The organism is Leptolyngbya sp. FACHB-60 (assembly GCF_014695775.1).
Taxonomy (GTDB): Bacteria; Cyanobacteriota; Cyanobacteriia; order Phormidesmidales; family Phormidesmidaceae; genus Nodosilinea.
In genome coordinates, this window is record NZ_JACJOX010000006.1 from 40787 (window position 1) to 64450 (window position 23664).

General features: G+C 49.8%; 16 protein-coding genes and 1 pseudogene. 5 read left to right on the forward strand and 12 right to left on the reverse strand.

Going from position 1 to position 23664, the window contains the following annotated elements; translation table 11 throughout:
• Positions 1-119: 119 nt before the first annotated feature.
• Positions 120-2252: a calcium-binding protein gene (locus tag H6F57_RS00905; protein WP_190625444.1), complete on the reverse strand. Its 2133-nt coding sequence runs from the start codon at positions 2250-2252 to the stop codon at positions 120-122.
• A 107-nt stretch (positions 2253-2359) separates the two neighbouring features.
• The gene (locus H6F57_RS28205; RefSeq protein WP_347279957.1) at positions 2360-2971 is read right to left on the reverse strand and encodes a helix-turn-helix transcriptional regulator; all 612 of its coding nucleotides are present in this window, start codon (positions 2969-2971) and stop codon (positions 2360-2362) included.
• Positions 2972-4691: 1720 nt separating this feature from the next.
• Between H6F57_RS28205 and H6F57_RS00920 the strand changes: the two genes are divergently transcribed.
• The 4 genes from H6F57_RS00920 (at position 4692) to H6F57_RS27855 (ending at position 14795) form a co-directional block, all read left to right on the forward strand.
• Entirely contained in the window at positions 4692-6152 is a 1461-nt protein-coding gene (locus tag H6F57_RS00920; protein WP_190625445.1) for an NB-ARC domain-containing protein, read from the forward strand.
• A 227-nt stretch (positions 6153-6379) separates the two neighbouring features.
• Positions 6380-7582, forward strand: a complete 1203-nt coding sequence (locus H6F57_RS00925; protein WP_190625446.1) for a tetratricopeptide repeat protein — start codon at positions 6380-6382, stop codon at positions 7580-7582.
• Between the two features lie 386 nt (positions 7583-7968).
• On the forward strand, positions 7969-9171 hold the full coding sequence (locus H6F57_RS00930; RefSeq protein ID WP_190625447.1) for a glycosyltransferase family 4 protein: 1203 nt from the start codon (positions 7969-7971) through the stop codon (positions 9169-9171).
• A 62-nt stretch (positions 9172-9233) separates the two neighbouring features.
• Positions 9234-14795: a hypothetical protein gene (locus tag H6F57_RS27855; RefSeq protein ID WP_190625448.1), complete on the forward strand. Its 5562-nt coding sequence runs from the start codon at positions 9234-9236 to the stop codon at positions 14793-14795.
• Between the two features lie 218 nt (positions 14796-15013).
• On the opposite strand, the pseudogene H6F57_RS00940 reads toward H6F57_RS27855, so the two are convergent.
• From H6F57_RS00940 to H6F57_RS00970, 7 genes and pseudogenes are all read right to left on the reverse strand, one after another.
• Positions 15014-15563: pseudogene (locus H6F57_RS00940) on the reverse strand (hypothetical protein).
• Between the two features lie 232 nt (positions 15564-15795).
• Positions 15796-16383, reverse strand: a complete 588-nt coding sequence (locus H6F57_RS00945) for a HupE/UreJ family protein (RefSeq protein WP_313933557.1) — start codon at positions 16381-16383, stop codon at positions 15796-15798.
• Between the two features lie 79 nt (positions 16384-16462).
• Positions 16463-16819 (reverse strand): nitrile hydratase accessory protein, encoded by a 357-nt coding sequence (locus tag H6F57_RS00950; protein WP_190625450.1) that lies wholly within the window; start codon positions 16817-16819, stop codon positions 16463-16465.
• Positions 16820-16903: 84 nt separating this feature from the next.
• A complete protein-coding gene (gene nthA, locus H6F57_RS00955) occupies positions 16904-17527 on the reverse strand; it encodes a nitrile hydratase subunit alpha (protein WP_190625451.1) in 624 nt (207 codons plus the stop codon).
• A gap of 12 nt (positions 17528-17539) precedes the next feature.
• Positions 17540-18286: a nitrile hydratase subunit beta gene (gene nthB, locus H6F57_RS00960; protein ID WP_190625452.1), complete on the reverse strand. Its 747-nt coding sequence runs from the start codon at positions 18284-18286 to the stop codon at positions 17540-17542.
• An 89-nt stretch (positions 18287-18375) separates the two neighbouring features.
• The gene (locus tag H6F57_RS00965; RefSeq protein ID WP_190625453.1) at positions 18376-18885 is read right to left on the reverse strand and encodes a DUF1097 domain-containing protein; all 510 of its coding nucleotides are present in this window, start codon (positions 18883-18885) and stop codon (positions 18376-18378) included.
• Positions 18886-18913: 28 nt separating this feature from the next.
• Positions 18914-19870, reverse strand: coding sequence for a GTP-binding protein (locus tag H6F57_RS00970; RefSeq protein ID WP_190625454.1), 957 nt, complete (start codon positions 19868-19870; stop codon positions 18914-18916).
• 275 nt (positions 19871-20145) lie between these two features.
• On the opposite strand from H6F57_RS00970, the gene H6F57_RS00980 reads away from it, so the two are divergent.
• Positions 20146-20682, forward strand: coding sequence for an Lrp/AsnC family transcriptional regulator (locus H6F57_RS00980; RefSeq protein ID WP_199289565.1), 537 nt, complete (start codon positions 20146-20148; stop codon positions 20680-20682).
• On the opposite strand, the gene H6F57_RS00985 is transcribed toward H6F57_RS00980, so the two are convergent.
• From H6F57_RS00985 to H6F57_RS00995, 3 genes are read right to left on the reverse strand one after another with little or no spacing between them, the layout of a single operon-like run.
• Positions 20673-21530 (reverse strand): ABC transporter ATP-binding protein, encoded by an 858-nt coding sequence (locus H6F57_RS00985; protein WP_190625455.1) that lies wholly within the window; start codon positions 21528-21530, stop codon positions 20673-20675. The genes H6F57_RS00980 and H6F57_RS00985 overlap by 10 nt on opposite strands.
• A 3-nt stretch (positions 21531-21533) precedes the next feature.
• A complete protein-coding gene (locus H6F57_RS00990) occupies positions 21534-22346 on the reverse strand; it encodes an ABC transporter permease subunit (RefSeq protein WP_190625456.1) in 813 nt (270 codons plus the stop codon).
• A gap of 1 nt (position 22347) precedes the next feature.
• Positions 22348-23394, reverse strand: a complete 1047-nt coding sequence (locus H6F57_RS00995) for an ABC transporter substrate-binding protein (protein WP_190625457.1) — start codon at positions 23392-23394, stop codon at positions 22348-22350.
• Positions 23395-23664: the final 270 nt, after the last annotated feature.

The following is a 23664-nucleotide window of genomic DNA, read 5'->3' on the forward strand; positions in this document are numbered from 1 at the left end:
AAAACTGACTTGATACTACCCTTTCTACCCGGCATTATTTCTTTGACTGAACACTAGCATGTTTGTCGGAAAGACAATTTAGAAAACGACCTGGTTTACCCAAGCCACTTTCCGTACTTTTAACCCATCGTCTGGAACAAATCGCTAGTGAGTGTATCAACATTGACATTGGTTAAAGCAGCCAGCGTTTCTCCCGTCCCTGCAAACTGAATAAGCGCACTGTTGGCCACAGTACCTACACCTTGAACTAGGGTGAGCTGACTAAAGGTGAGGCCACCAATCAGGCCAATGCGGTCATCAGCAACATTAAAATCGAGAATAAAATCGATGCCTCGCTTCACGCCAATGATAAAGGTATCTTGCCCCGATCCGCCCGTGACGGTATCTTGCCCAAAGCCGCCATCCAAAAGGTCATCCCCATCATCGCCGTACAGGTGGTCATTACCTGCTTGGCCTAGCAAAGTGTCGGCCCCATGACCGCCGTAAAGGGTATCGTGACTGCTGCCACCATCTATATAGTCGCGCCCCCCCGAGATAAAATCGTCGCCATCACCACCATAAAGAGTATCGTTGCCATCTTCGCCTTCCAGCCGATCGTTGCCCGCCTGGCCGTAGAGCCTATCGGCATTTGCCCCGCCATAGAGGGCGTCATCTCCAGAACCGCCGTCGAGGAAATCTTCGCCGCGACCGCCCCTCAGAATATCGTTGCCGCCTCCACCCCAGAGCGTATCGTTGCCATCGCCCCCAAAGAGGCGATCGCGCCCCCCATTGCCCAACAGCACGTCATTGCCCTGGTTGCCGTAGAGGAGATCATGCCCCTCCAATCCAACTAAAATGTTGTTGTACTGGTCGCCGTGCAGCTCATCACTAAAGGCTGAGCCAATTACGTTTTCAATGTTGATCAGTGTATCCCATCGGCCAAGGCCATCGTTAGCTCCCCCTAAGCCGAGGTAAACTTTCGCGGTCTTCGGATCCCACTGGTAGCTGACGGTGTCTTGACCAGCGCCTTCGTTTAAGGTGTGATGGCCGTCGCCACCCTGCATGACATCGTCGCTGCCCGCCCAGATTTGGTCGTTTTCGTCGCTGCCATCGAGATAATCGCTGCCCTCGTCGCCTGTGAGTATGTCACTGCCGCTACCGCCAGCGGCCACGTCGTCGTTGTTGCCAAAAATAACGTCATCCCCATAGATCAGGTCATCGCCTTCATTGCCCAACTCTCCGTCGATCACAGTATCATCGCTATTTCCATCTCCTACCAACTTATCGAGTATCAACTTATCAGGGTGCTCATTACTATTGTTAATACGTGTTTCATCACTCAGGATGTAGTCTTCTTTAACTGAGCTAAAGAAACCCTTTTGGCCTGAGGGATCGTTTAGATGTTGGTAATTCTCTGTCCTATCAATCTGACCAATCTCAATCCCTCCGTAGAGGAGATAATCGCTTAATTTATGAAGTAATGCGTTGTTGTCAGAATTGCCTACCAATGGGTCTCCTAAACCCATATTAAACAGGTTTTGGGCTTTGCTTAAACTGTTTAGGCGGTCGCCACAGCCAAGTTTGCTAAGACAATCAATATCGGCTGATCCTGCATCCCTAAGACTTCGAGGCTGAGCATTGCTAGACCCTAAGCTTTTTGAGCTTTGCTCTGAATCCCCATGCCCTCCATCATCATTAGGTCGAGGTTTTTTTCGAAGCAAAGGTTGGGACCCTTCATCGGGACTGTCTCCATCATTTCTATTATCAGCGATGGCGGGAATACCTTTTCCCCCACTGCCGCCATTCGAATAGCTGGTACTGTAAACCTTACATTCCGAAAAGATTGAAAACTCCTCTTCCAGAAAATATTCTAAAGAAATTTTTTCAAGCAAAGAAGCGACAATATTTTTATTGGTCACATAATAATATTTTGCCGAATGATAATGCTTTGCATTTGATTCCAAAGAACCAAACCTTGCAATACCCGATATCTCGTTATCATCCAGAAATTCGATGAAGTCAAATATTGAATCCTCATCATCTGCTTCATCTCTTACATCGTTATCCTTGCTTAATAGATGTACAAGTTCAGCCTGAGTTGAACTAGGTGCACAGAGAAAATACGATGGAGCTTGGCCCCTTTGAGCAAGGGATACTACATCATTTACCCGCGATCGTAAAATACTTCGCAGCTTAGGCTGATCAAGTATGGAGATCTTTGTGAAGTCTAAGTCAAGAATAATACGAGTGGGTAAATCGTTTTCAACTCCCAACTCCTCGTTCCGCTGCCCTATAAGAACACCCCGCTCGACCTAGAAAGTCAGCTGCAAAACCGATGATTTAAAGGCCTACCAGGACTTACGTGGTCTCAAGGACGAAATCACAACCCAGATCGTCGCCTCCGAATAATTTCAGATATAGGAGGTTTCTTTTCCCGAACTGCCTGCTCAGTATACACTAGGATCTCCGTAATATTACAGTCTAAAATATCACATAGTCGAATTAAGCGTTCTATCCAGTCAAGGCCACTGCGACCTTTCTCCCAGTTAGCTATTGTCACTTCTGTAGCCCCTATAGCCCGTGCTAGCTCCCGCTGGCTTAAATTTCGTTGTTTGCGGAGCTCGGCAATTCTAGGGATAAGCGCCTCTTCAGAAGTAGCATCGACTACATCCTCTATTCTGCACTGCAAAGCTTCACAGAGTCGGGCAAATCGTCGGATTGTTTCCGTGCCGCTATTTCCTTGCTCCCACTTTGAGATGGTGGTTACGGTGACACCCACGCCTTCCGCAAGTTCCTGCTGTGTAAGTTTTTGGCGCTTTCGCAGAACATCGATTTGCGGGGTATAAGCAGGTTGAGGCTTCAGATGCATTGCATCGTCGTCATCTTCGGAGCTAAGGCAATGGCCCTCTGTATTAGCCTCTGTTTGCCTTTGGCCTGTAGATAGAGGACTCTTCTTCTCCTTGCATGAAACCGAATCGGATAGGGAACCCATTAGATGTTTAGGTTTGTATATTGAGGGTTAACTAGGCTTTGCACACTATGACGACCTATAGACCACAAGCATGTTGTGCCGAAGAGCAGTTAAGCATAGATAGCAATAATCTACCTGACAAGTAGGCTGCACACCCATTACACAACGGAAATAGGCCCATTTGCTGTCTAAAAGACAGACAGGCAATACTCTCGATGCTGATCTTAGTGGTCTTGGCAAACCGGCCGACTGCTTCTATCTACTGTAGAAGCTTGTAGGCCTACTATAACAGACTGACATAGAGAAGTCACTATAAAGAAAATTAAAGCATTTAACGCTATAAGCCTACCTGTGCCGAGATCCTTAGGGCACTAAAGATCTTTATTCGACAGAGCTTCTGGCGTATTATGGAGAGCCTGTGGATAGGGCTGTGTTAACCCTAAAAAACCTTATACAAAAAAGTATTGACAAAATTGCGTGAAGTTCGTTAGAGTCTTGAGCATTGAGACGGATGCGAGTTAGGATTCCCCTTCCACAGCGTTGGAGCGGATGGAGTTCCTGCCAGCAGTCCGAATCTCTTGCCCCTGTAGACAAATACGCTGTCCTATCGCTCTAGGTGCCAATTTTATTTCAGCTGGTTTTAGCAGCAATATTGAACTATAGCGGTGTTCATGTCGATCAAGTACAAATCCAACCAGCAAACAGGAGGCTTAAGCTCCTTACCTGTACCGGGTCATCTTGCATACCGCTGTAACTTTTCGAGATTCAGCAGACCAGAAAAAATCTAGTCTCTCTAAGGGCTGAATCAATAAAGCTTTTAGGGAAGTACGAGATGTTTGACAAACTAAATCTGCTAGAGCTGTTTGGCGAAGTCCTAAATTGACTTTGCCTGGATAGCACTCGCCAGTTAACAGTCAAGACCTATGCCAACAAACTTTTTTCACCAAGGGAATTGAAGATGAAATCAAAAAAGCATCCTTTCCACATTCACAAGCCTGTCCTACAGAACGATCGACTCCCGCCTTATATCTGGCAGACGCGATCGCCCTATAGCAGCAACCTGCAACTAGCATTTACTTCAATTAAGTGGTTGTTTTTGTTAACTATTGGCTTTGTAATTGCCTGTTTGGTAGCTGCTGTATTGCAGGCAGTGCAGATTGTTTACCTTCTGCTTCAACTTGCTTTAACTTGTTTAACCCCTTTAGCTGTCATAACGCTCTGCATAGCGTCAATCGCAGTTATTTTGGAATCTATTAAATAGCTAGATTACATTTGGCTCGTCAAAAGATAGCACTCTTATTCCTTGATATGAGTCTAACTTCTGCTTCTCTTTGGCCCTGTGAGTTTTTGGACTGCATCTTTGAGCGTTAATTTGACCGTCTCATCCAGCATCTGCAAGGCTTATTTCAACAGCCCGTACAGTTTTAGCAACGAAGCCACAAAGCTTACAGAGCAATCACTCTAGCGATCGCTTATTTGAATCCAAGTTGGGTTGCAGGCTGACATTGCGTTAAATACTTTGAGCAACGTGGGCTCTGGCTTACAGGTCATATGGATGGCAATTTTCTGTCCGGAGTATTGTTATTTACAGTCGACACCTCAAGCTTATCTCAGGGCGGCTGTTGGTACTCTATTTTGGAGCGAGTCCCTTACCAGGAAAATCCTCTTTCGTTTTATCTTTTCCAACCTTGCACTGTTCCTTGGGAATACTGCTAAATAGAGGCTTACAGGGTTGCTTTCCATGAATCATCAGCTAGAAATTTTGATTGACATTGCCAATGAAGCTTTTGTAGTGACCCACGGCACCTCTTTTACCACAATCGAACAAGGTCTGATCAAGGGCGCTGTGACAGGTCTCAGCTACAAGGAAATCTATAAAGCCTTACCAGGGGCTGAAAAAGAGGCGAATGATTTAACCCTCAATGCGTTTCAGAGATCGCTCGCCTTTCAATTTTGGAACCAACTGACGGTAGCCTTGCAAAATGCTGGGTTACTGGCTCCAGAGGAAAAGATTGGCTTAAAAAATGCCCGTGAGATTTTGGAGCGATCGCATTCAGCTCCGCAGTCCGTAGTGGTCGAAGTGATGGGCGATCGCATTCTTTGGGTAGGCCGTCAGGCTTTGATGCAGCAAATTGTAGATGAATTACTTGGGGATGCTCGGATCGTCTCGTTGGTCGGCATTTCAGGGATCGGTAAGACTTCTCTAGCCGCTCGCTTGACCTATTTTCCTCAGTTAAACCAGCGGTTTCCCTCGTTTAACATTATTCGCTTTGCTGAAAAAAGCCCTGCCGAAAAAAAACCTGCTGATTTTGCCATGATCGCTCAGGCGATTCTTAGCGATGCAGCGACGAGCAACGAGCGGGATATTAATGCAGCCATTTCTCACGTTGTTCAAACGCTGCAAGATCAGGCACATTTGCTGATTTTAGATATGGCAGAGGTCGCGATTCAGACAAATACTTTAGGGCAGGCTCAGTTTCGAGATCGCACCCTACAACAATTTGTAGAAGCCTTTGTGGCAGCAGACTCCCTGGCCAGTGCCCTCATTTTTACCTCCCAACTTAAGCTACCCACGCTGCTCGAAGGCCGTTATCCGACTCGGATGGTAGAGCATCGTCTAAGGGGCTTGTCATCGGAGGAAGTCTCTCAGTTGTTTACAGCTTGGGAAATTCCCATCGGGCCTGATCATCGAGATATCCTTCAGGAATATAGTGACGTGTATGAAGGTCATCCCCTAGCGCTCAAGGTCATTGCTGGAGAGGTGCGATGCGAACCTTATAACGGTAGCCTCAGCACCTATTGGCAGGATTATGGTTCTGAATTAGAGCAGTTTCGGCAATGGATGGCAGATGAACAGACGCAGGCTTTGCCAAGACTAGAGAGTTACAACTGTGAGTTAACCGATTTGGTTCGAGCGCGTCTAGCGCGTACCCTTGATCACTTGGAGCAGACTGATCCGCTGGCGCATCATCTACTATGCATGGGCGCTACCTATCGACCAGCAGTTGAACGCGAGGACTGGTTGGCGCTGATGATGCCGGAGATGCAGCGAGGAGCTTTAATCGATGCTTTCCAGTCTCTACAGCGACGCTTTCTATTGGAACCGGAATGTCTGCATACTAACCAGGTACTGTATCGCCTCCATAATTTAGTGCGATGTACGGCTCTCGATCGCTTAGATCAGTTAGAACCATGGAGCTAAACCCGCGGTCGCCCAAATCAGACCCCATTACACCACTCTGGTGGCACGATTTAACGGAAATCTGGGGCATCTACAACGTTGCGCCAGAGCACTTGTCGCCGCTCTGTCTGGGAGAGCGATTACAGACCCGTTCTTTGGCTACAGGACTATCCTGGCGCAGGAAAGCTCATTTACGGGCGGCCAGTCGTTGGTTTTGCCATTTTCTCCCTGAGGCAGACCTTCGGAAGGTGGCTCAGCGTTATCGAGAAGCGTACTACCATCTGGTGGAACTTCAGGATTGGCCAATTGCTCAGCAACTGCTCTGGATGCCCCTGGGGAATTATCCCATTCATCGACAGCTATGGTTTTGGGGCCACTACAGCGAAGCCCTGGAATTCCTGTCTCCGCTGCTCCCTCGGTCAAGTGAGCAATGGCAATGCTTCCTACTCTATGAAGTTGGTCAAGTGCAAGCCATCTTGGGCAATCATGGGGCGGCCCTGCAAGCCTTTGAACAGCAGCTATCGTTAGCCCAAACCCTGAAACTGCCTCGGGCCGTGATTAAAGGCTATGGCGGGTTGGGACGTTTATACAGCTACCATCAAGCCGATACCGAAACCGCCCTTCATTATTATCAGCAGCAGTTACGATGGGCTCGTCGTTACCGGGATGTTTTAGAGGAAGCCCTTGCTTTAGACGGGCTGGGGCGAGTGTGTTTTTTGCAGGGACAGTGGCGGCGATCTACCTATCTTTATCAGCAGGCATGGGAGCGAATCCAAGGGGTTACCGATCCAGAAGCCCACAGAATTCAATTACTGCGGCTAGAAGGGAGTTATTTACGTTGGTCACCTGTAAAGGACAAACGCACGATTCTACAGCATCAGCTCCAAGTAGCCCAGTCGGCTCAAAATCAACAACAAATATGGGAAGCGGCCCATTACCTGGGGATTGCTGAGGCTGACACTAGTCATTGGCAAGCGGCCCACGCTGCTTTTGAAGCGGCGATCGCGGCTGCGAAAGCAGCTCAAGATATCCGTAACTTTAGTGTCAGCACGGCAGCGCAGGGTGGACTTTATGCCAGGAGGAAGGAGTGGCGAAAAGCGATCGCCTGTACGGAGGCGGTTATTCCAACCATTCAACAGGCCAGCGACCCAGTGGCAGAAGCCGTCTTCTGGTTTAATCTCAGCTACTGCTACAGCGAACTGAATCAACCCTTTCGCGCCTTACGCCATGCCACCCACATTCGCCGTTTGGCTAAGCTTACAAAAAGTGCCTATGTGCGGGGAATGCTGTATCTGGCTGTCGCTAATGCTAATTGGCATAGTCGTCGTTGGTTAGCTGGTCTTTGGCTCGCAGGGTTAGGCGTATTTCATCTGGGCTGGTGGCGCAGTGCGGATGGGCGATTGGCTTTGGCCAAGGTATTCTCCGTACTACGGATGGAGATAGGTCAATAATAGTACCTGAACTTTACGCTAATTTAACAGTCTTCCGTGAAACGCGCATCATCTCAAACCCTCTGTAGGGAAGGATTATCGCCCATCTGACTTTTTTGCTGACTTTTTTGCCGACGAAAATGTAAGCATTCCATGAAGACGATGCTAGTGTTAATGCGTACATCGCTTCCGGTCCTGGGGGCCGAGTCGAGATCCGCTCTAGCACCACTAATACGAAACGATCGCTAGCTCGGCGATCGACTTGACTTGGCCTGTTGTCCTGACTATCTGTCTTTTATCGCATTTCACAGAGGCTGGTGCTCACTAGCAAACAAGAGCTTTGAGCCTCAAAAATATTTACTTTTATTCACTGCCTTTCAAAATTATCGAGTTTGGTCTTCAACGCTATGAAGATTCTATTTCTGCATCCCAATTTTCCCGCCCAGTTTCGCCACTTGGCAACGGCACTGGCTAAAAACCCCAACCATGAGGTGGTCTTTGGCACGATGCGCCAAGACGGTAGCTTGCCCGGAGTGAGAAAGGCGTATTACCAACCCACTCGTCAAGCTGGGGCGGATGCTCACCGTTATGTGCGCTCCCTGGAAAGTGCCGTTTTGCAGGGTCAAGCGGTTTACCGCATGGCTCAAGAACTCAAGGCCGATGGATTTTATCCCCATGTGGTGTATGCCCATTCGGGATGGGGTCCGGGATTGTTCATCAAAGATATTTTTCCCAAAGCGAAGTATGTCGGGTATTTCGAATGGTTTTACCACGCCCATGGCAGTGATGCCGATTTTGATCCAGCCGATTCCTTGACAGCGGATGATGAAGCGAGGATTCGGATTAAGAATGCCCCCATTTTGCTAGACTTGGCGGCTTGTGATGCTGGCGTTACGCCGACCCAATGGCAGTATCAGCAGTTTCCGCCGGAATTGCAGTCCAAGCTGACGGTGATTCATGACGGTATCGACACGGAATACTTTCGGCTCAAACCGGGAGCCAAACTGGTGCTGCCCACCCTGGGGTTAGATCTATCCCATGTTAATGAGGTGATTACTTATGTGGCCCGAGGAATGGAACCCTACCGTGGGTTTCCTCAATTCATGGAAACGGTAGCGCGGTTGCAGCAGCGAAGACCCCACTGTCATACAGTCATCGTTGGGGAAGACCGGGTGGCCTACGGTAAGTCGCTGCCCGATGGTCGCACTTATAAGCAAAAGGCCCTGGAGGAACTGGATTTAGACCTTTCCCGCATCCACTTCACTGGGTTGTTGCCCTATGCCCAATACCGTCAGGTATTGCAGGCATCGTCGGTACACGTTTATCTCACCCGCCCGTTTGTGCTGTCCTGGTCGCTGCTGGAGGTGATGGCAACGGGATGTGCTGTTGTGGCCTCTCGCACCGCTCCCGCTGAGGAGGTCATCACCGATGGCACCCAAGGGTTACTTGCAGATTTCTTTTCTCCGGAAGACATCGCTGCTCAGGTCGAGACGATTCTAGATTGTCCTGACCGGGCGGAATCGATGCGCGCTCAAGCCAGAGAAACCGTTCTGGCCCGATTTGATTTGGCTCATTGCTTGTCTGAGCAACTCGCGCACCTCAGCGCTTAACGATTAGTTCAACAATTTTGTCTTGTTTGTTCATTTTCTAATTTCAATTAGGGAGATTTACCATGTCTGTATTCAACAACCAAGCTCAAGTTTTTGTCTTTGAAGAATTGCTAAACAACGAATCTTTTCAGGGTTTGCTAGAGGCTTTCAGAAATTTTTTTGGCGATGTGGGTATTGCTGAGGCCATCCTGGAAGATGTGGTAAGCAGTTTGCAGAGTTTTGCTGCTGACCCAGAGTTTAGTAGCAAGATGGCGTCTGTATTTGGGGAAAGTAATGACTATAGTGGTTGGCAAACGGCATTTTCGACAGGAAATTTTGTAGACTTCCCGAAGATTGAGATTTTGGATGGTGAGACTTTGCAAGGAGCCAATGCTGCCTATGCCGGGTCTGTGAATACGATCTATTTTTCGAGTGCTTTTTTACAGGCGTACCAGGAGCAGCCAGAAGTAGTTGCAAGTGTCTTCTTGGAGGAGTTAGGGCATCACATCGACTGGCAAGTAAATGATGGTGTAGACACTCTTGGTGATGAGGGGTACATATTTTCAATAGTAACTCAAGGCATACCTGTAGACTCAAAAATACAGCAGTCTTTAAATGAGGATGACAGGATTATTGTAGATGTGGGGAGCAATCAAACCATGCTTGGAAAAGAATATGACTTAGATGATGCAAGAATCGATGGCGAAACTTCTGGCATTTACAACTGGTTGAGTAATCCCTTAGTTGACTTCACAAAGCTTTTTGTTTTTGGAACAACCGATCCAAACAGCCCAGACTACAATCCACATATTCGTCATCAAGAGATCACGCTAGAAGACAATCTTAATCCAGTCATTGATCTCAGCACATCAAACTATATGACTGAAGGAGCTGGACGTTATGCTTATCCTTCCCTATTTCCTGCTGTCAGTGAATTTTTCACAGATGAAAAATATAAAAACTTGGCAGATGGTGAGTACTCTTACAGCGATCTGGGATTCATTGAAGATGATTTCAAGATTAGCATATCTCAGTATAAGACAGGAGTGGGTAGTTCTGATTATCTTAGGAGATCATATATTTTTGGGAACACCCGTTTCCACTTAGATTGGAATAGTTTAAAGTTCAACGTTGAAAATGGAGTCAGATTCATTTCTGGAATGAAAGTTGTCGCCCAAGATGATGATTTCAATTTAGATTCAGCTCCTGGATCTTTCTCTCAGAAATTTAATGACTATATCCTTCAGCCGATATTTGATCCATACAGTCTTAGCCGTACAATCGAAATTGAATATGATGGACTGAATAAGCCATACGCCACATACACTCTTTTGGATTATCAGATTAATGATAAAGAATCTGATAACGACACTTTTGAGTTCAATACATTTGAGGAATATTTCGATATTCTCTTGCCTGACCTTTTGTCAATTGCTTTGTCTCCATCTTTAGATCCATTTCTCTCTTATTCTCAAAATAATCTTAGAGTAATCTATGGAAGCTCTGAAAATGACGATCTTGATATCTTTGATCATAAAGACAGAATTATGACCGCAATCACCAAGTCAATAGCTGCAGGGCTTGGTGGTACGGTGGTTGATTTCTTAATATCTTCTCTTGATGAACAAATTTCGCAACTAGATCTTCCGGCGAACCTTGCGTCTGAAATATTGGATTTTCTCGCTGAAAAATCTATTGATGCTGTAGAAAGCCTATTATCTCCGCTATTTGGTTACTTAATAGTAGGTGGCAGAGGTGACGATAGTCTTTATGGTGGTCCACAAGGCGATGAGCTTCAAGGTGGTCTTGGAAACGACTATGGTGAAGGTGGTTTGGGCGGCGACAGATTTTTTGGTGGTGAAGGTAACGATACCTACGATGATGATGGCGTCAACGGTTTACTTTCATCTGGCAATGATTACTTTGATGGTGGCTCTGGCAATGACACCTTCTATGGTGCTGATGGTAACGATACTGCTTTTGGTGGTGATAATGATGACAAGCTCTATGGCGAAAACGGCGACGACTACTTAGTCGGTGAAGGTGATTGGGATTATTTTGAAGGTGGCTCTGGCGATGATAAAGCCTGGGGTGGTGAAGGTAACGACACCTACGATGATGATGGCGTCAACGGTTTACTTTCATCTGGCAATGATTACTTTGATGGTGGCTCTGGCAATGACACCTTCTATGGTGCTGATGGTAACGATACCGCTTTTGGTGGTGATAATGATGACAAGCTCTATGGCGAAAATGGCAATGAATACTTAATTGGTGAAGGCGGTTGGGATTATTTTGAAGGTGGCTCTGGCGATGATAAAGCCTGGGGTGGTGAAGGTAACGACACCTACGATGATGATGGGGCCAATGGTTTAACGTGGTCAGGTAACGATTACTTTGAAGGCGGCTCCGGCAATGATACGTTTTACGGCGCAGATGGTGACGACACTGCCTTCGGTGGGACGGATAATGATGAACTATACGGTGAAAATGGTAATGACACCTTATATGGTGGCAGTGGGGGAGATATTATCTACGGAGGCTTTCAAGATTCTGGAAATAAGGTCTTCGATTTTTTCAAGGGATGGGTTGATGCTCGGTTAGATGACAGCGACATTAAAGAACAAGATGGGAATGACACAGGCTATGAGAGTCAACCTGGTAAGCAGGAGCAACCTAGTAAGCCATCTATCCCAACTAAACTTATTCAGGAGCAAATTTTCTCGAAGTATGTCTTTGGCGAAGATAGTTTTGGAGAGGGTAGTTTTGAGATAGCTGGTTACTCTAGCAGTCTCAATAATTTAAGCCCTCAAATTGTTACTGAATTCAGTAATATTTCCCTGACTGAACTTGCGGTATTGAGCAGTGAGTCTACTGAACTTCTCAATAACAATGACCAAGAGGACGTTATATATGCGGGCACTGGTAGTGATGCAGTTAGTGGCGGCAGCGGTAGCGACTTTATCTTTGGTGAAGACGGTAAAGACCTCATTCTTGGGGATGCTGGTGCGGACACTATCAGGGGCGAGAACGACGAAGATCTGATCAGTGGGGGTAGTGGCAACGACAACATCTCTGGCGGAAATGATAACGATGTCATTGAAGGAAATGAAGGCGATGACCTCATCCACGGGGACGATGGTAACGATGCCATCGCCGGAAACGAAGACAATGACGAAGTCTATGGTGGTGAAGGCGATGACTTAATCACAGGTGATGGCGGCCAGGATTACATCGAGGGCAACACGGGCAACGACAATCTCTCTGGTGGAGATGACGACGACTTCATCGAAGGGAATGAAGGAGATGACCTCATCTACGGGGATGATGGTGATGATATTGCTATCGGGGGTACGGGCAACGACATTCTGAACGGGGATGACGGTGACGACGAACTCTATGGCGAAACTGGAAATGATGCCCTCAATGGCGGGGCTGGCGATGACATCCTCGATGGTGCCGATGGCAACGATACGCTGCTAGGGGGCACTGGCGACGATGAACTGTTCGGCGGTGACGGCAAGGACTCCCTTGATGGGGGTGACGGCAACGACCTTATTGACGGTGGTGATGGCATTGACGAAGTTAGCTTTGAGACCTCCTCCGTTGGCGTTCGCCTTAACTTGGATGATCATCAGTCCTTTGAATATCATCCTGATGAAGCGTGTGATGACTGTGGTAAGGCGATCGCTTATCTCACCCCAGAGTTCTTCCTCGCACCGGGGGAAGCTTACGACGAGTTAGACAATAGCGACACCCTGCTCAACATTGAGCACCTCATCGGCTCCAATCATAACGACGTCGTCATGGGCAGCCAGGCCAACAACTGGATTCGCACCTTAGCTGGCGATGACCTGATTGCCGGACATGCCGGGAACGACACCCTAGACGGTGGTGATGGCAACGATACCGTGAGCTACTGGTGGGATCCGGGTAAAGTTTGGGCCGATCTCGAACGTGGGGAAGCCTCTGGCGGGCACCACGACTATGACCTGCTAGTCAGCATCGAAAATCTCATCGGCTCTCAGTACAACGATGCGCTGCAAGGGAGCGATCGCGCCAACATCCTCATCGGCAATGGCGGCAACGACTACCTCGAAGGTCGAGACGGTGATGACCAAATCGCAGGCGGCGCAGGCAACGATACCCTTGATGGGGGCAGCGACAACGATCAGCTCTCGGGTGGCGAAGGACACGATATCGTCAACGGCGGCGAGGGGGCCGATACCCTCTGCGGCGGCGACGATAACGACCTACTCTACGGGGGCGACGACGACGATACGGTACAGGGCGACGATGGCGACGACTCGCTACACGCAGACGATGGTGACGATCTTGCCGATGGCGGTCTCGGCAATGACAGCCTCTATGGCGGCTATGGCAGCGATACCCTTCAGGGCGGTTACGGCAATGATTCTCTCAGAGGAGAAGCGGACGAAGACGTCCTCTATGGCGATGCGGGCAATGACTCGCTCTATGGCGGCACTGGCGACGATTGGCTCGATGGTGGACACCATGACGATTCCTTGCGTGGGGAAGACGGCGACGATCGCCTCTACGGAGGCTCGGGCAACGACTACCTGAGCGGCAGCTACGGCTACGACTATCTCGACGGTGGCGCGGGCAATGATTCCCTCGAAGGCGACAGCGGCCAAGATACCCTGCTGGGGGGCGCGGGTAACGATACCCTCGATGGCGGTTTCAGCAATGACTATCTCGACGGCGGTGCCGGGGATGACTCCCTGCGCGGCGGCAGCGGCAGCGACGAGTTAGATGGGGGTTCAGGCAATGATGTGTTGAAGGCTGGCTCCGGCAGCGATATCTTGCTGGGTGGCTCTGGCGACGATGTGCTGGAAGGTGGCTCGGAAGCCGATTACCTAGAGGGCGGATCTGGGAACGATCGCCTGCTGGGTGGTACCGAAGAAGATACCCTGATCGGCGGCATGGGCCATGACAGCCTCTATGGCGAGGATGGCTATGACTCGCTGGAAGGCGGCAGGGGCGATGACAGCCTGGATGGCGGCACCGGCAACGACAGCCTCTACGGTGAAGCGGGCAACGACACCCTTAAGGGCGATCGCGGCAACGACACCCTTGACGGCGGTTCGGGCGACGATACCCTGTTTGGCGGGCTGAATGACGATGTCTTGTCAGGCTACTCGGGTCGCGATGTGCTCAACGGTGACGATGGCGACGATGACCTTCAGGGGGGAGACGGGGATGATGTGCTTCTGGGCGGGCGCGATCGCGATACCCTCGATGGTGGCAGCGGCAATGATGAACTTTTCGGCGGCGACCATGCCGACATTCTCTTAGGAGGCGCAGGCAACGACACGCTGGAAGGAGGTCATGACGATGATCTGCTCAATGGCGGTTCTGGCCAAGACTGGCTCACCGGCGGCAGCGGTCGCGATACTTTCGTACTGGCCGTAAACCAAGGAGCCGATATCATCCGAGATTTCAACCTCCATGAAGATCGCTTGGGCCTCTCCGGCCTCAGCTTTGACCAGCTATTCATTGCTCAAGGTATCGGAGATTCGGCGGATGATGCCCTCATCCAATTCCAGCCAACTGGCGAAATCCTTGCCTCGTTAATAAATGTCCAGGCCGATCTCCTGACGATCGATGTCTTCCATAACGTATAGTCAGCTCATTTAATCGAGTTAACTCGTGGCAACGTCTGAGGCTAAGACTTGGTCCCAGACGTTGCCCGAAAGGCATTGAGTTTGATGATTTGTGGAAAGCCTATGATGTACTGCGGGATATTGATCTAGACCTACGCATTGACCTGATGAGGTTTCAGCCGGAATGGCTTACGGCTGATCAGCTTTGGCAAGTTGAACGACATTTGGTTGAATTATGACTAATCAGGACGGTACCGCGTCGGTGTTCTCCGTTCGGTAAAAGCCCAGATATTGCGCTTGTGCTGGGGCCATAGCTGATGTGGATAGGGCGGTTTGGGCCATAGAAATACAGCGAGTCAAAGGGCAGTCTCTGGGCAATGATCCAATCCACAGGGCATCGCTGGGCAGGTCGAGAATGCGGAAATTGCAGGCTGCCCCGAGGCGATCGCAGTAGTACCGCCCATTCCGATTCACCCCATGGGCCATGTGCTGGTCGAGGCTGGGGGTAGCGATACCGTGCTTCTTCCCCGTCAGTGGGTCTTTCTTCGCTAGCCACCGCTTCAGATCTACCGAGTAAAAGCCGTAGGTGAGCAGAAAGCGAGCGCGCCCAAACCCATCAATCACCGGGTCGATGATGTATTGACACAGCGATTCTAGGACTGGCAACGTCTCATCTAAGTTCTTGGGAAATGGGTCAATCTGATCCGCGTGCCGATGGTAGAGCTGGGTGCAACCGATCTGCGATTGCCGATCGCATCTCAACACCAGCACCTCAATCGCCCTAGTCATGTCCACATAGAGCAACCGGTCCTCATCGGCCACTTCCCAATATTGGTGCCCACCCCAGGGAGAAATACAACCGAGAACTTTAGCCCCTTACTGGCGTGCATGGTCATCAGCTTGAGCACTTGCGGGATAGCGGTCTGTAGAAAAGACCGTCAAGCTTCTGGCAAATGATAACCCCCCGGAGTCCTAGTCACCGAGGGGGCACAGCTACCTTAGGGCCAAGTTGATGACATCGTTAAGCGAAAAAGATGTCGGAGAGGAAGGCGAACCCTAAACCGGCAAAGGCAAACCCGGCAAACCGAAGGTTGAGGGCTCCGCCTTCAGATTGGGGCGAGAGGCGCTGCGCGAGGGTGTAGGCTACGATGCCGATGACCATTTGAATGCTGGCAAAGCCGAGTAGATAGGCAAAGAGCGGTCCCATATTGGCACCGACGATCGCCTCTCCATAGGCATAGCCATGAAACAGCCCAGCGATAGCGGCTAAGGCGACTACTATTGGGGTGGCGGGCGGTTGCTTGAGGGCCAGCAAAATACCAAATAACAATACCGACGCCGAGATCATCATCTCAGGCAGCGGTAAGTTGAGCCCCATTAAATGCAGTCCGGTACCCGCCAGCGCCGCCAGCGTAAAGGTGATGGGCATCATCAAACCTTGCCCTATTGCCGCCGCGAGTAAGCCGATGACGACCACAAACGCCAAATGGTCCAGCCCAATGACAGGATGCCCTAGTCCCGACAAAAAGCCTTGGATGGCATTGGTCGGTGTACTCCCACCAAACGGGTGATGCGCGAGGGCGGGCGCGGCGAGGGCGAGGCTACTCACACTCACGAATCCACCCATGACCAACTTACGAGTCCAGGAAAAATGAGGGGTCGATTTCATCGGTTATGTTCTCGAATGATTAAAGTTTAGAAGGTTTGCAGTGCAGTAATTGCGCCAGTTGCGTTTCTAACTCACCCGCGGCAATGACACCCGATTTAATGAGCAGCGTTTCCAGGGCAGTTAACCAGCACTGGTAATAGTCCCAGTTGGGGTCGTTGAGGTCGTGGGTAGTCTCCCACTCCTTGATCGTGGCCATCAGGGTTTGGCGAAAGTCTTCCCACTCGTAATACCCCTGCTTGGAGAGGGCGATCGCGACTCCAAAAGCCATTTTTTCCCAATCGCGATCGAAATGCAGATGTCCGTCTTTGCGAGGCGGTGCTTCTGTGGGATTCCCCATTAAGCTGGTCGCCGCAAAATGCTCGAATTTAGTAAACATAGCGCGTGTGTCTCTCTATCTGCGAGCGGAGTCCGGGCTATGCTCAGTCCCCTAAACTCCGCCTTTGTCGAGGCTTACAGTGGCTTACACCTTGACGGTGGCGACGCCCATCATGGCCTCAGGGGTCAGCAAGGCCGCCAGTTCTGCTTCGCTCATGCCGTCAGTCCCCTCGGGACGCATCGGCAGCACCCACCAACGGATCTGGGCGCTGCTGTCCCATACCCGCACCTCGACAGAGTCATCGAGCTCAACCCCAAATTCGGACAAGACCTTGCGCGGTTCTCGCACCACGCGAGCCCGAAAGGTCGGATCTTTGAACCAGTAGGGCGGCAATCCTAAGGTGGGCCAGGGATAGCAAGAACACAGCGTACACACAATGATGTTATGTACTTCAGGTGTGTTTTCGACAATGCGCATATGCTCGCCTTCAGCCCCTGACATGCCCTGAGGAAAGTCCAATTCCTCGCAGGCCGCATTACAATCTGCCAGCAGTCGCGCTTTAAAGTCGGGATCGACCCAGGCACGGGCGACGAGCTTTGCGCCATTGAACGGGCCCATTTGCGTTTCAAAATAGCCAAGAATGTTGTCAACCGTGTCACCGGTGATGATGCCCTTTTCGATTAAGAGCGACTCCAGCGCTTTGACCTTCGCAGCACTGACGGCTTCCCGATCGGCTCCGTACTTAAATCCTGGATAATTACTAGGCATGAGGCTTTCCCCTTAAACGGCTTCTAAATACACTTCAAAAATGTCGTTGAAATAGAGCGAATTGGGCTCAGTCAACGATTCTGGCCAGATATCCTCATTCTTGAAGGCTAGACTGTACACGGGCATCGGGACACCAATGCCATCTTCGGTCGGGAAGAAATAGGTAAAAGCCCCTTCATACACCAGAACGACTTCCGCCAAGTGGCCTTTCAGGTGACCGGGAAGGCGACTGTGATCACCCGGTGAGACGTTTTTCACGCGGACGCGATCGCCCACGCTAAATTTCGGTGGAGCGGGCCGTTCTCTCAGCGGGGAGTCTCCTTCCTGTAAATATTTCAAGACTTGGGCGTCGATTTCGGCCGCGCCTCCAGATGGTAAGGGGGCCGCTACTTTTTCACTGTCCTCCAGCAATTCGGCGGTGCGAGCGTCCAGTTCTTCCTGGGTGATGTACCCCTCCGAGATAAAGAAACCGGAAATTCCCCCTAGCCACTTTTCGTAGTAACGCAAGCGGAAGTAGTCAAAGGGGTGCATGCCTTCAGCTCCCATGCGCAGGTGTCCCCACGTCCAGAAACTTTTGAACTCGGTAGGTACTTCCTCGATCGCATAGTCGGGCAGCGAGTCCCCCAGATGGTTACTGAGCGCCATCATGGCGGTGTGAATGCCAAAGATGCGCTGTTCCCATGGTTCGACAAAGACCTGCGTCTCGGTATTGATGGGGTCGAGCCCTTCTAGGCCCCCCAGATTATGCTGTAGTTTCATCAGCGTTATGGCTCCTTGGTCTGATTAAAGATGTGCAAAACTGACCTATTTGTGGGTTCAGTCGTGGGACGAGTTACGCCGATTCCTGCTCATTCGGCCGTCGTGGCCAAGGCAGAGATGGTCATGGCCTTGCCCCAGGCCTCCGACAGATAACCGAACAGGTTGCCGAGAATCATCGCGGCGATCGCAATTAACACCGGGTTGTTGGGCAAGGCGGCGGTGACCGATAACCCCGTGACCGCTACCGTACCCACCGTTTGCGAAAAGCCCCAGACGATGGCTGGGGTAATGCCGTGGGTAAAGGGCAATTTCGAGGCCTGCACCATGCCGGCACTGCCAATGCCCACACAAATGGCGGCCACCAGGGGATTCGGCCCAATCAAATCAATCGCCAACAGCGAAAGCGCGGCAATGATAATGCCAGTAATGTTGCAGGAAATGGACTTAATAAAGCCCCGCACACCGCCCCCCACAATAAAGAAGGAGGCCCAGGCGGTAAAAGTGACCCAAACCGGCACTGGAATGACCGTTGCAGTCAGGAAAACATCGATACCACCGAGTACGCCGATACTGATCGTTAAGGCTTCGGATTGTTTCATGGCAAATTGCGTTCTGAATTATTGGGGGTTACATCAAGCACTCGCTAAAACCGCGCCGCAGTTCTGTTTCGTTCAAATCACGACCGATAAAGACCAGTTCATTGCGCCGCGTTTCTCCCTCTTGCCAGGGGCGCCCGGGACGGCCATCCAGGGTCATATGCACCCCTTGAAACACGAATCGGCGGTTGGCGTTGTCCAGGTCAAGAATGCCTTTCATGCGGAAGAGGTCAGGCCCACGGGCTTGCACTAACTGATAGATCCAGCGATTAAATTGCTCACCGTTGACGACGCCCGTTTCCTGAATCGCAACCGAGGTCACAGTTGCGTCATGATCGTGAGCGTCTTCGCCGAGAAACTCTGGATCGATACTGAGAGCATTCTTCAGGTCGAAGGCTCCGATACCGATCACCGTATCCAGCGAAATTTGGCAGTGCTGCGTTTGGTAGATTTTGGCGATCGCATTCATACTCCGAATGCGCTGCTCTAGCTCTTCCAGAATGGGCGGCGACACTAGATCGACCTTATTTAGCAAAATCACATCGGCAAAGGCAATCTGTTCCTGGGCTTCGCTACTGTCCCAGTGCTCCCAGATGTATTTGGTATCGACGACGGTAACAATGGCATCTAAGAGGAGGCGCGATCGCATCACCTCGTCCACAAAGAAGGATTGAATAACTGGTGCCGGATCTGCTAATCCTGTCGTTTCAATCATCAAGTAGTCGAAATCTTCAGCACGCTCCATCAAATTACTAACAATGCGGATCAAATCGCTCCGCACGGTGCAACAGATGCAGCCATTGTTCATTTCAAAGATTTCTTCGTCAGCATCAATCACCAACTGATTATCAATACCAACTTCGCCAAACTCATTCACAATGACGGCGATACGCTTACCGTGCTGAGCCGTCAGAATGTAGTTGAGGAGCGTAGTTTTACCAGCACCTAAATACCCGGTCAAAACAGTCGTCGGAATCAAGTTTTGCAAAGTTAACAGCCCCCATAAAATATTTGACCAGCTCTAAAAGGCCAATTAGACCTCCATCACAAAAAGCTTCTTTGAGAGTTTTAGCCGAAAATTGAGAAAATCTAAAAGCAATTGAAATTATTTTCAGCTTCACTATCTTTTCACGACCTAATAAAACTAATATAGGAAATAAAGACACCATAAACTGTATAGTTGGCAACATGCTATGAGGTGCATTATTCAGTTTTTTGATGAATATATAAATCCCTAAAAAGTTGTGATTTTACCAGCCGAATATGGCTGATATACTAGTCCCAGGCATCCTAGAAAATAATGCAATGATGACTAACGGCAGTGGCGCTATCGAGAAGCTAGAAAATTCTGAGATTGATAGTCTTGACCTCAAGATTATTGAGCTTTTGCAGCATAACGGCAGAATTCCTTACCGGGATATCGCTCGTTCAATTGATACGCCAGAAGCAACGGTTAGGTATCGAATGAAGCGACTCTTGGATGATGGCATCATCACCATCAGCGCTTTCATTAATACGGGAAAGGTTAGGCATGAAAATGTCTCCTATATCGAAATAAGAGTAAATCCTAATTTTTTTGAGTCGACACTTGATGAATTGGTTGGCATGGAGAATATCAGTTATCTGTCCGCTGTCACTGGCGAATTCGATATCATGCTGGAGTACATTTATAAAGATAATGAAGACCTGCTGGCATTTATTAATTGGTTAAAGCAGAAAGATGGCGTCACAGCATTGAAATCCAAAAATATCTTAAAAATCTATAAGGCCCAATACCCAGCCCGAATTAGTCAAGAGTGACTTGTGATTTTTGGGCCTGAGCTCGCCGCCCATGAGAAGGGATTTTCCATCATGTCAGGCTCTTCCCCGACTACTCTTTCCAGATGCTGTTGCAGGTCTAAAAAATGCCGATCATACCGATCGCTAAAAGCCGGAGCCGAAATGTCTACTGCTTCTATAATTTGGCCTGGCTGTCCACCGACCACAATGAGCTTCTGGCCCAGTAATATCGCCTCTTCCACATCATGGGTAACCAGCACCAGGGTGGCTTCTTCGGTGTCTTGCCAAATATTTAGGAGAAATTTTTGCAGTCGCCGCCGCAGTTGAATATCCAGGGCCGAAAAGGGTTCATCCAGCAGTAGCACATCGGGTTGAATGGCCAGCGATCGCGCAATGGAAACCCGCTGTTTCATGCCTCCTGAAAGCTGATGCGGGTAGAGGTGGCGAGCTGGAGCTAGCCCCACATGTTCCATCACTTCCTGAACGCGCAAAGCATACTGATACTTTTGTTTGCCGCGAACTTTGAAGCCAAAGCAGATGTTTTGCTCAACGGTTAACCAAGGATACAGGGTATTTTCCTGAAACACCATGCCAATTTTTGGTGTAATGCCTAGTAAGGGCACGCCATGAAATAAAACCTGGCCTGAGGTAGGGGGAATAAATCCCCCTAATAACTTGAGTAGGGTTGATTTTCCGCCTCCCGAACGGCCCAGAATGGTGACAAAATCACCTCTGGCAACTTCCAAGTTGATATCTTTTAGCGCCGTGAACGAAGACTGCTGATTGGCATGAAAGACTTTCGCCACCTGCTGACAGTCCAGAACCGGTTGGTGATGGCGTTCACCTAAAGCTGAGGAATGACTGCTCATCAGTTAAATCTTCCACCAGAAAAACTTTCTTTGAATCATCATCAGCAATCGGTCAACCGCAAATCCGGTAATGCCGATAATGCAAATACCTAGCAAAATTAGGTTGCTGTTGAACAGGTTGCGTCCAGTCATCACCACCGTGCCGAGGCCATCCCTTAAACCGGTCATTTCAGCGGCTAAGACAGCCATCCAAGCAGCAATAAAGTTGATTCTGAGCAGGGTAAATACACCGGGTAAGACAGCGGGAATAATGACGAACTTCCAGCGGGCAAAGTTATCCCCCCCGAGATTTTCGGCGGTAATTAATAAGTTTTCGGGGATTCTCTTGATTTCCGCTACGGTTGCGATCGTCAGGGTGAAAAAGACCCCCATGAAGACAATGAACACCGCCGTTAAATTACTGACGCCAAAAACCACTAGAGCCAGGGGCACCCAGGCGATAGGAGCAATGGGCGCGATCAGTCCTAAAATCGGCAGGATAAACAACTCTGACCACTTGGAAAGGCTGATTAGCAGACCACAAACAATTGACCCTACAAAGGCCACTGTCATACCCGAAATGACCCGGATTAAGGTGACGATGACTGACTGATAAATCGATGCCGATTGCGACCCTAGGCCAATTTTGAAATCACTCTCAAAGAGCACCGGCAGAAACTTGGATGGCGGGGGCAAAACTTGGGCAATGGGGTTTTCGCGATTAGCACCAATGACTTCCCAAACCCCGACAAAAACGACGCAAGAAATCACTCCACAAACCAGGGGCAGCAGTGATCGCGATATGGAATCTAGCCCGCCAGAATCGCTCTTCACCATGCTACTTTTCTAGCTCTTTCACAATTGAGACATCAAAGATATCTTTTGCGGGTACGTCCGCCTGGATATACTCCAACTGCACCATCTTATCGACCACCGTTTGAACCGCATTCAGGTCGGGAGTAAAGGTGATAGGGGCTGGTTGAGTGGTAAAGGCAGTCAGCAACACATCATTTTCCACTCGGTAATAGTTGCCCTCCGCAAGGAGTTCAATAGCCTGCTCAGGGTCAGTATTAATAATCTCAGCCGCACATTGCAAGCCCTGAATGTAGGCTTCCACGACTTCAGGACGCTCGTTGAGAGTCTTCTCCAGCACGCTAACCACAGTGTTCGGCGTTGTCGGCGACCAAACCTCAGCATTGTCGGTGATGACATTCGCCTCGCCAGCGGCGACAAATTGGGTCGTATAAGGCTTGATGTGGCTCAGGATATCCACCTCTCCCAATCGAAAAGCATCGACCATCGCCAGTAGATCGTCGAAGTAGACCATCTCAAAGGCTTCTGGGTCAAGGCCAGCCTGCTCAAAGGCATCCACCAGAATCAACTCCAGCGTGTCCCCCCGGAGGGTGGCAATTTTCAACGGCTGGTCGGGGTTTTCTGTCACGAAGGTGATCAAATCGGCGATGGACTCAACTCCGTAATCGCTGTCAATAATCACCTGCATAACGCCCCATCCCCCGGCTGCCGCTACCGTTTTAATTGGCACGCCACTATTGGCCGCAAAAAACGGCAGGGTAAAGGGATTAGTACTGAAGTCGATTTGGCTGCCGGCCAGGGCGGCATTGTTATCGCCGGGATTGGTGAAGAACACCGTCTCGACATCCAGTCCGTGCTGCTCAAAACAACCTGATTCGACCCCCACGAACAACGGTGCCATATCCAACGCCACTAAGTGACCCGCTTTTACCGAGATCAACTCATCGGCAGGCGCTGCTTCGGCGCTCTCTGGGGAGGGCGCTCCCGTGGTGTCGGCGGACGGCGATGCCCCACAGCCCCCCACAAACAGAGCACCCAATGTGGAAAGAATCAAAATATGCTTCGGCAGCATGGGAACAAACACCTCGATCGCGATAAAGCTTGACGAGACTAACAGGGATGATCACTGGTCGCTATGCTCAAGAGCCGAGTCTTCGTCAGGCATAGGCCCAGTAACCGCTTGGCTCTGAGAATAAAGGCATCAGTCTATGAGTTTTGTAGTGAAGGGCACAACCTACGCAAGAAAAACTGTCATTCTTTGCTTATAGAACAAGTTGTAGGCTTGTGGCCTGCGCATTTCGTAGAAATAAGCGGCAGATGCTGACGATTTCTTGCCAAAGGA

What these genes read in the sequence shown, in the direction of transcription:
- H6F57_RS28205 (WP_347279957.1), bottom strand. Translation starts at nt 2,971, where the DNA reads ATGGGTTCCCTATCCGATTCGGTTTCATGCAAGGAGAAGAAGAGTCCT.
- H6F57_RS00920 (WP_190625445.1), top strand. Translation starts at nt 4,692, where the DNA reads ATGAATCATCAGCTAGAAATTTTGATTGACATTGCCAATGAAGCTTTT.
- H6F57_RS00930 (WP_190625447.1), top strand. Translation starts at nt 7,969, where the DNA reads ATGAAGATTCTATTTCTGCATCCCAATTTTCCCGCCCAGTTTCGCCAC.
- H6F57_RS27855 (WP_190625448.1), top strand. Translation starts at nt 9,234, where the DNA reads ATGTCTGTATTCAACAACCAAGCTCAAGTTTTTGTCTTTGAAGAATTG.
- H6F57_RS00950 (WP_190625450.1), bottom strand. Translation starts at nt 16,819, where the DNA reads ATGTTTACTAAATTCGAGCATTTTGCGGCGACCAGCTTAATGGGGAAT.
- nthA (WP_190625451.1), bottom strand. Translation starts at nt 17,527, where the DNA reads ATGCCTAGTAATTATCCAGGATTTAAGTACGGAGCCGATCGGGAAGCC.
- nthB (WP_190625452.1), bottom strand. Translation starts at nt 18,286, where the DNA reads ATGAAACTACAGCATAATCTGGGGGGCCTAGAAGGGCTCGACCCCATC.
- H6F57_RS00965 (WP_190625453.1), bottom strand. Translation starts at nt 18,885, where the DNA reads ATGAAACAATCCGAAGCCTTAACGATCAGTATCGGCGTACTCGGTGGT.
- H6F57_RS00980 (WP_199289565.1), top strand. Translation starts at nt 20,146, where the DNA reads ATGGCTGATATACTAGTCCCAGGCATCCTAGAAAATAATGCAATGATG.
- H6F57_RS00985 (WP_190625455.1), bottom strand. Translation starts at nt 21,530, where the DNA reads ATGAGCAGTCATTCCTCAGCTTTAGGTGAACGCCATCACCAACCGGTT.
- H6F57_RS00990 (WP_190625456.1), bottom strand. Translation starts at nt 22,346, where the DNA reads ATGGTGAAGAGCGATTCTGGCGGGCTAGATTCCATATCGCGATCACTG.
- H6F57_RS00995 (WP_190625457.1), bottom strand. Translation starts at nt 23,394, where the DNA reads ATGCTGCCGAAGCATATTTTGATTCTTTCCACATTGGGTGCTCTGTTT.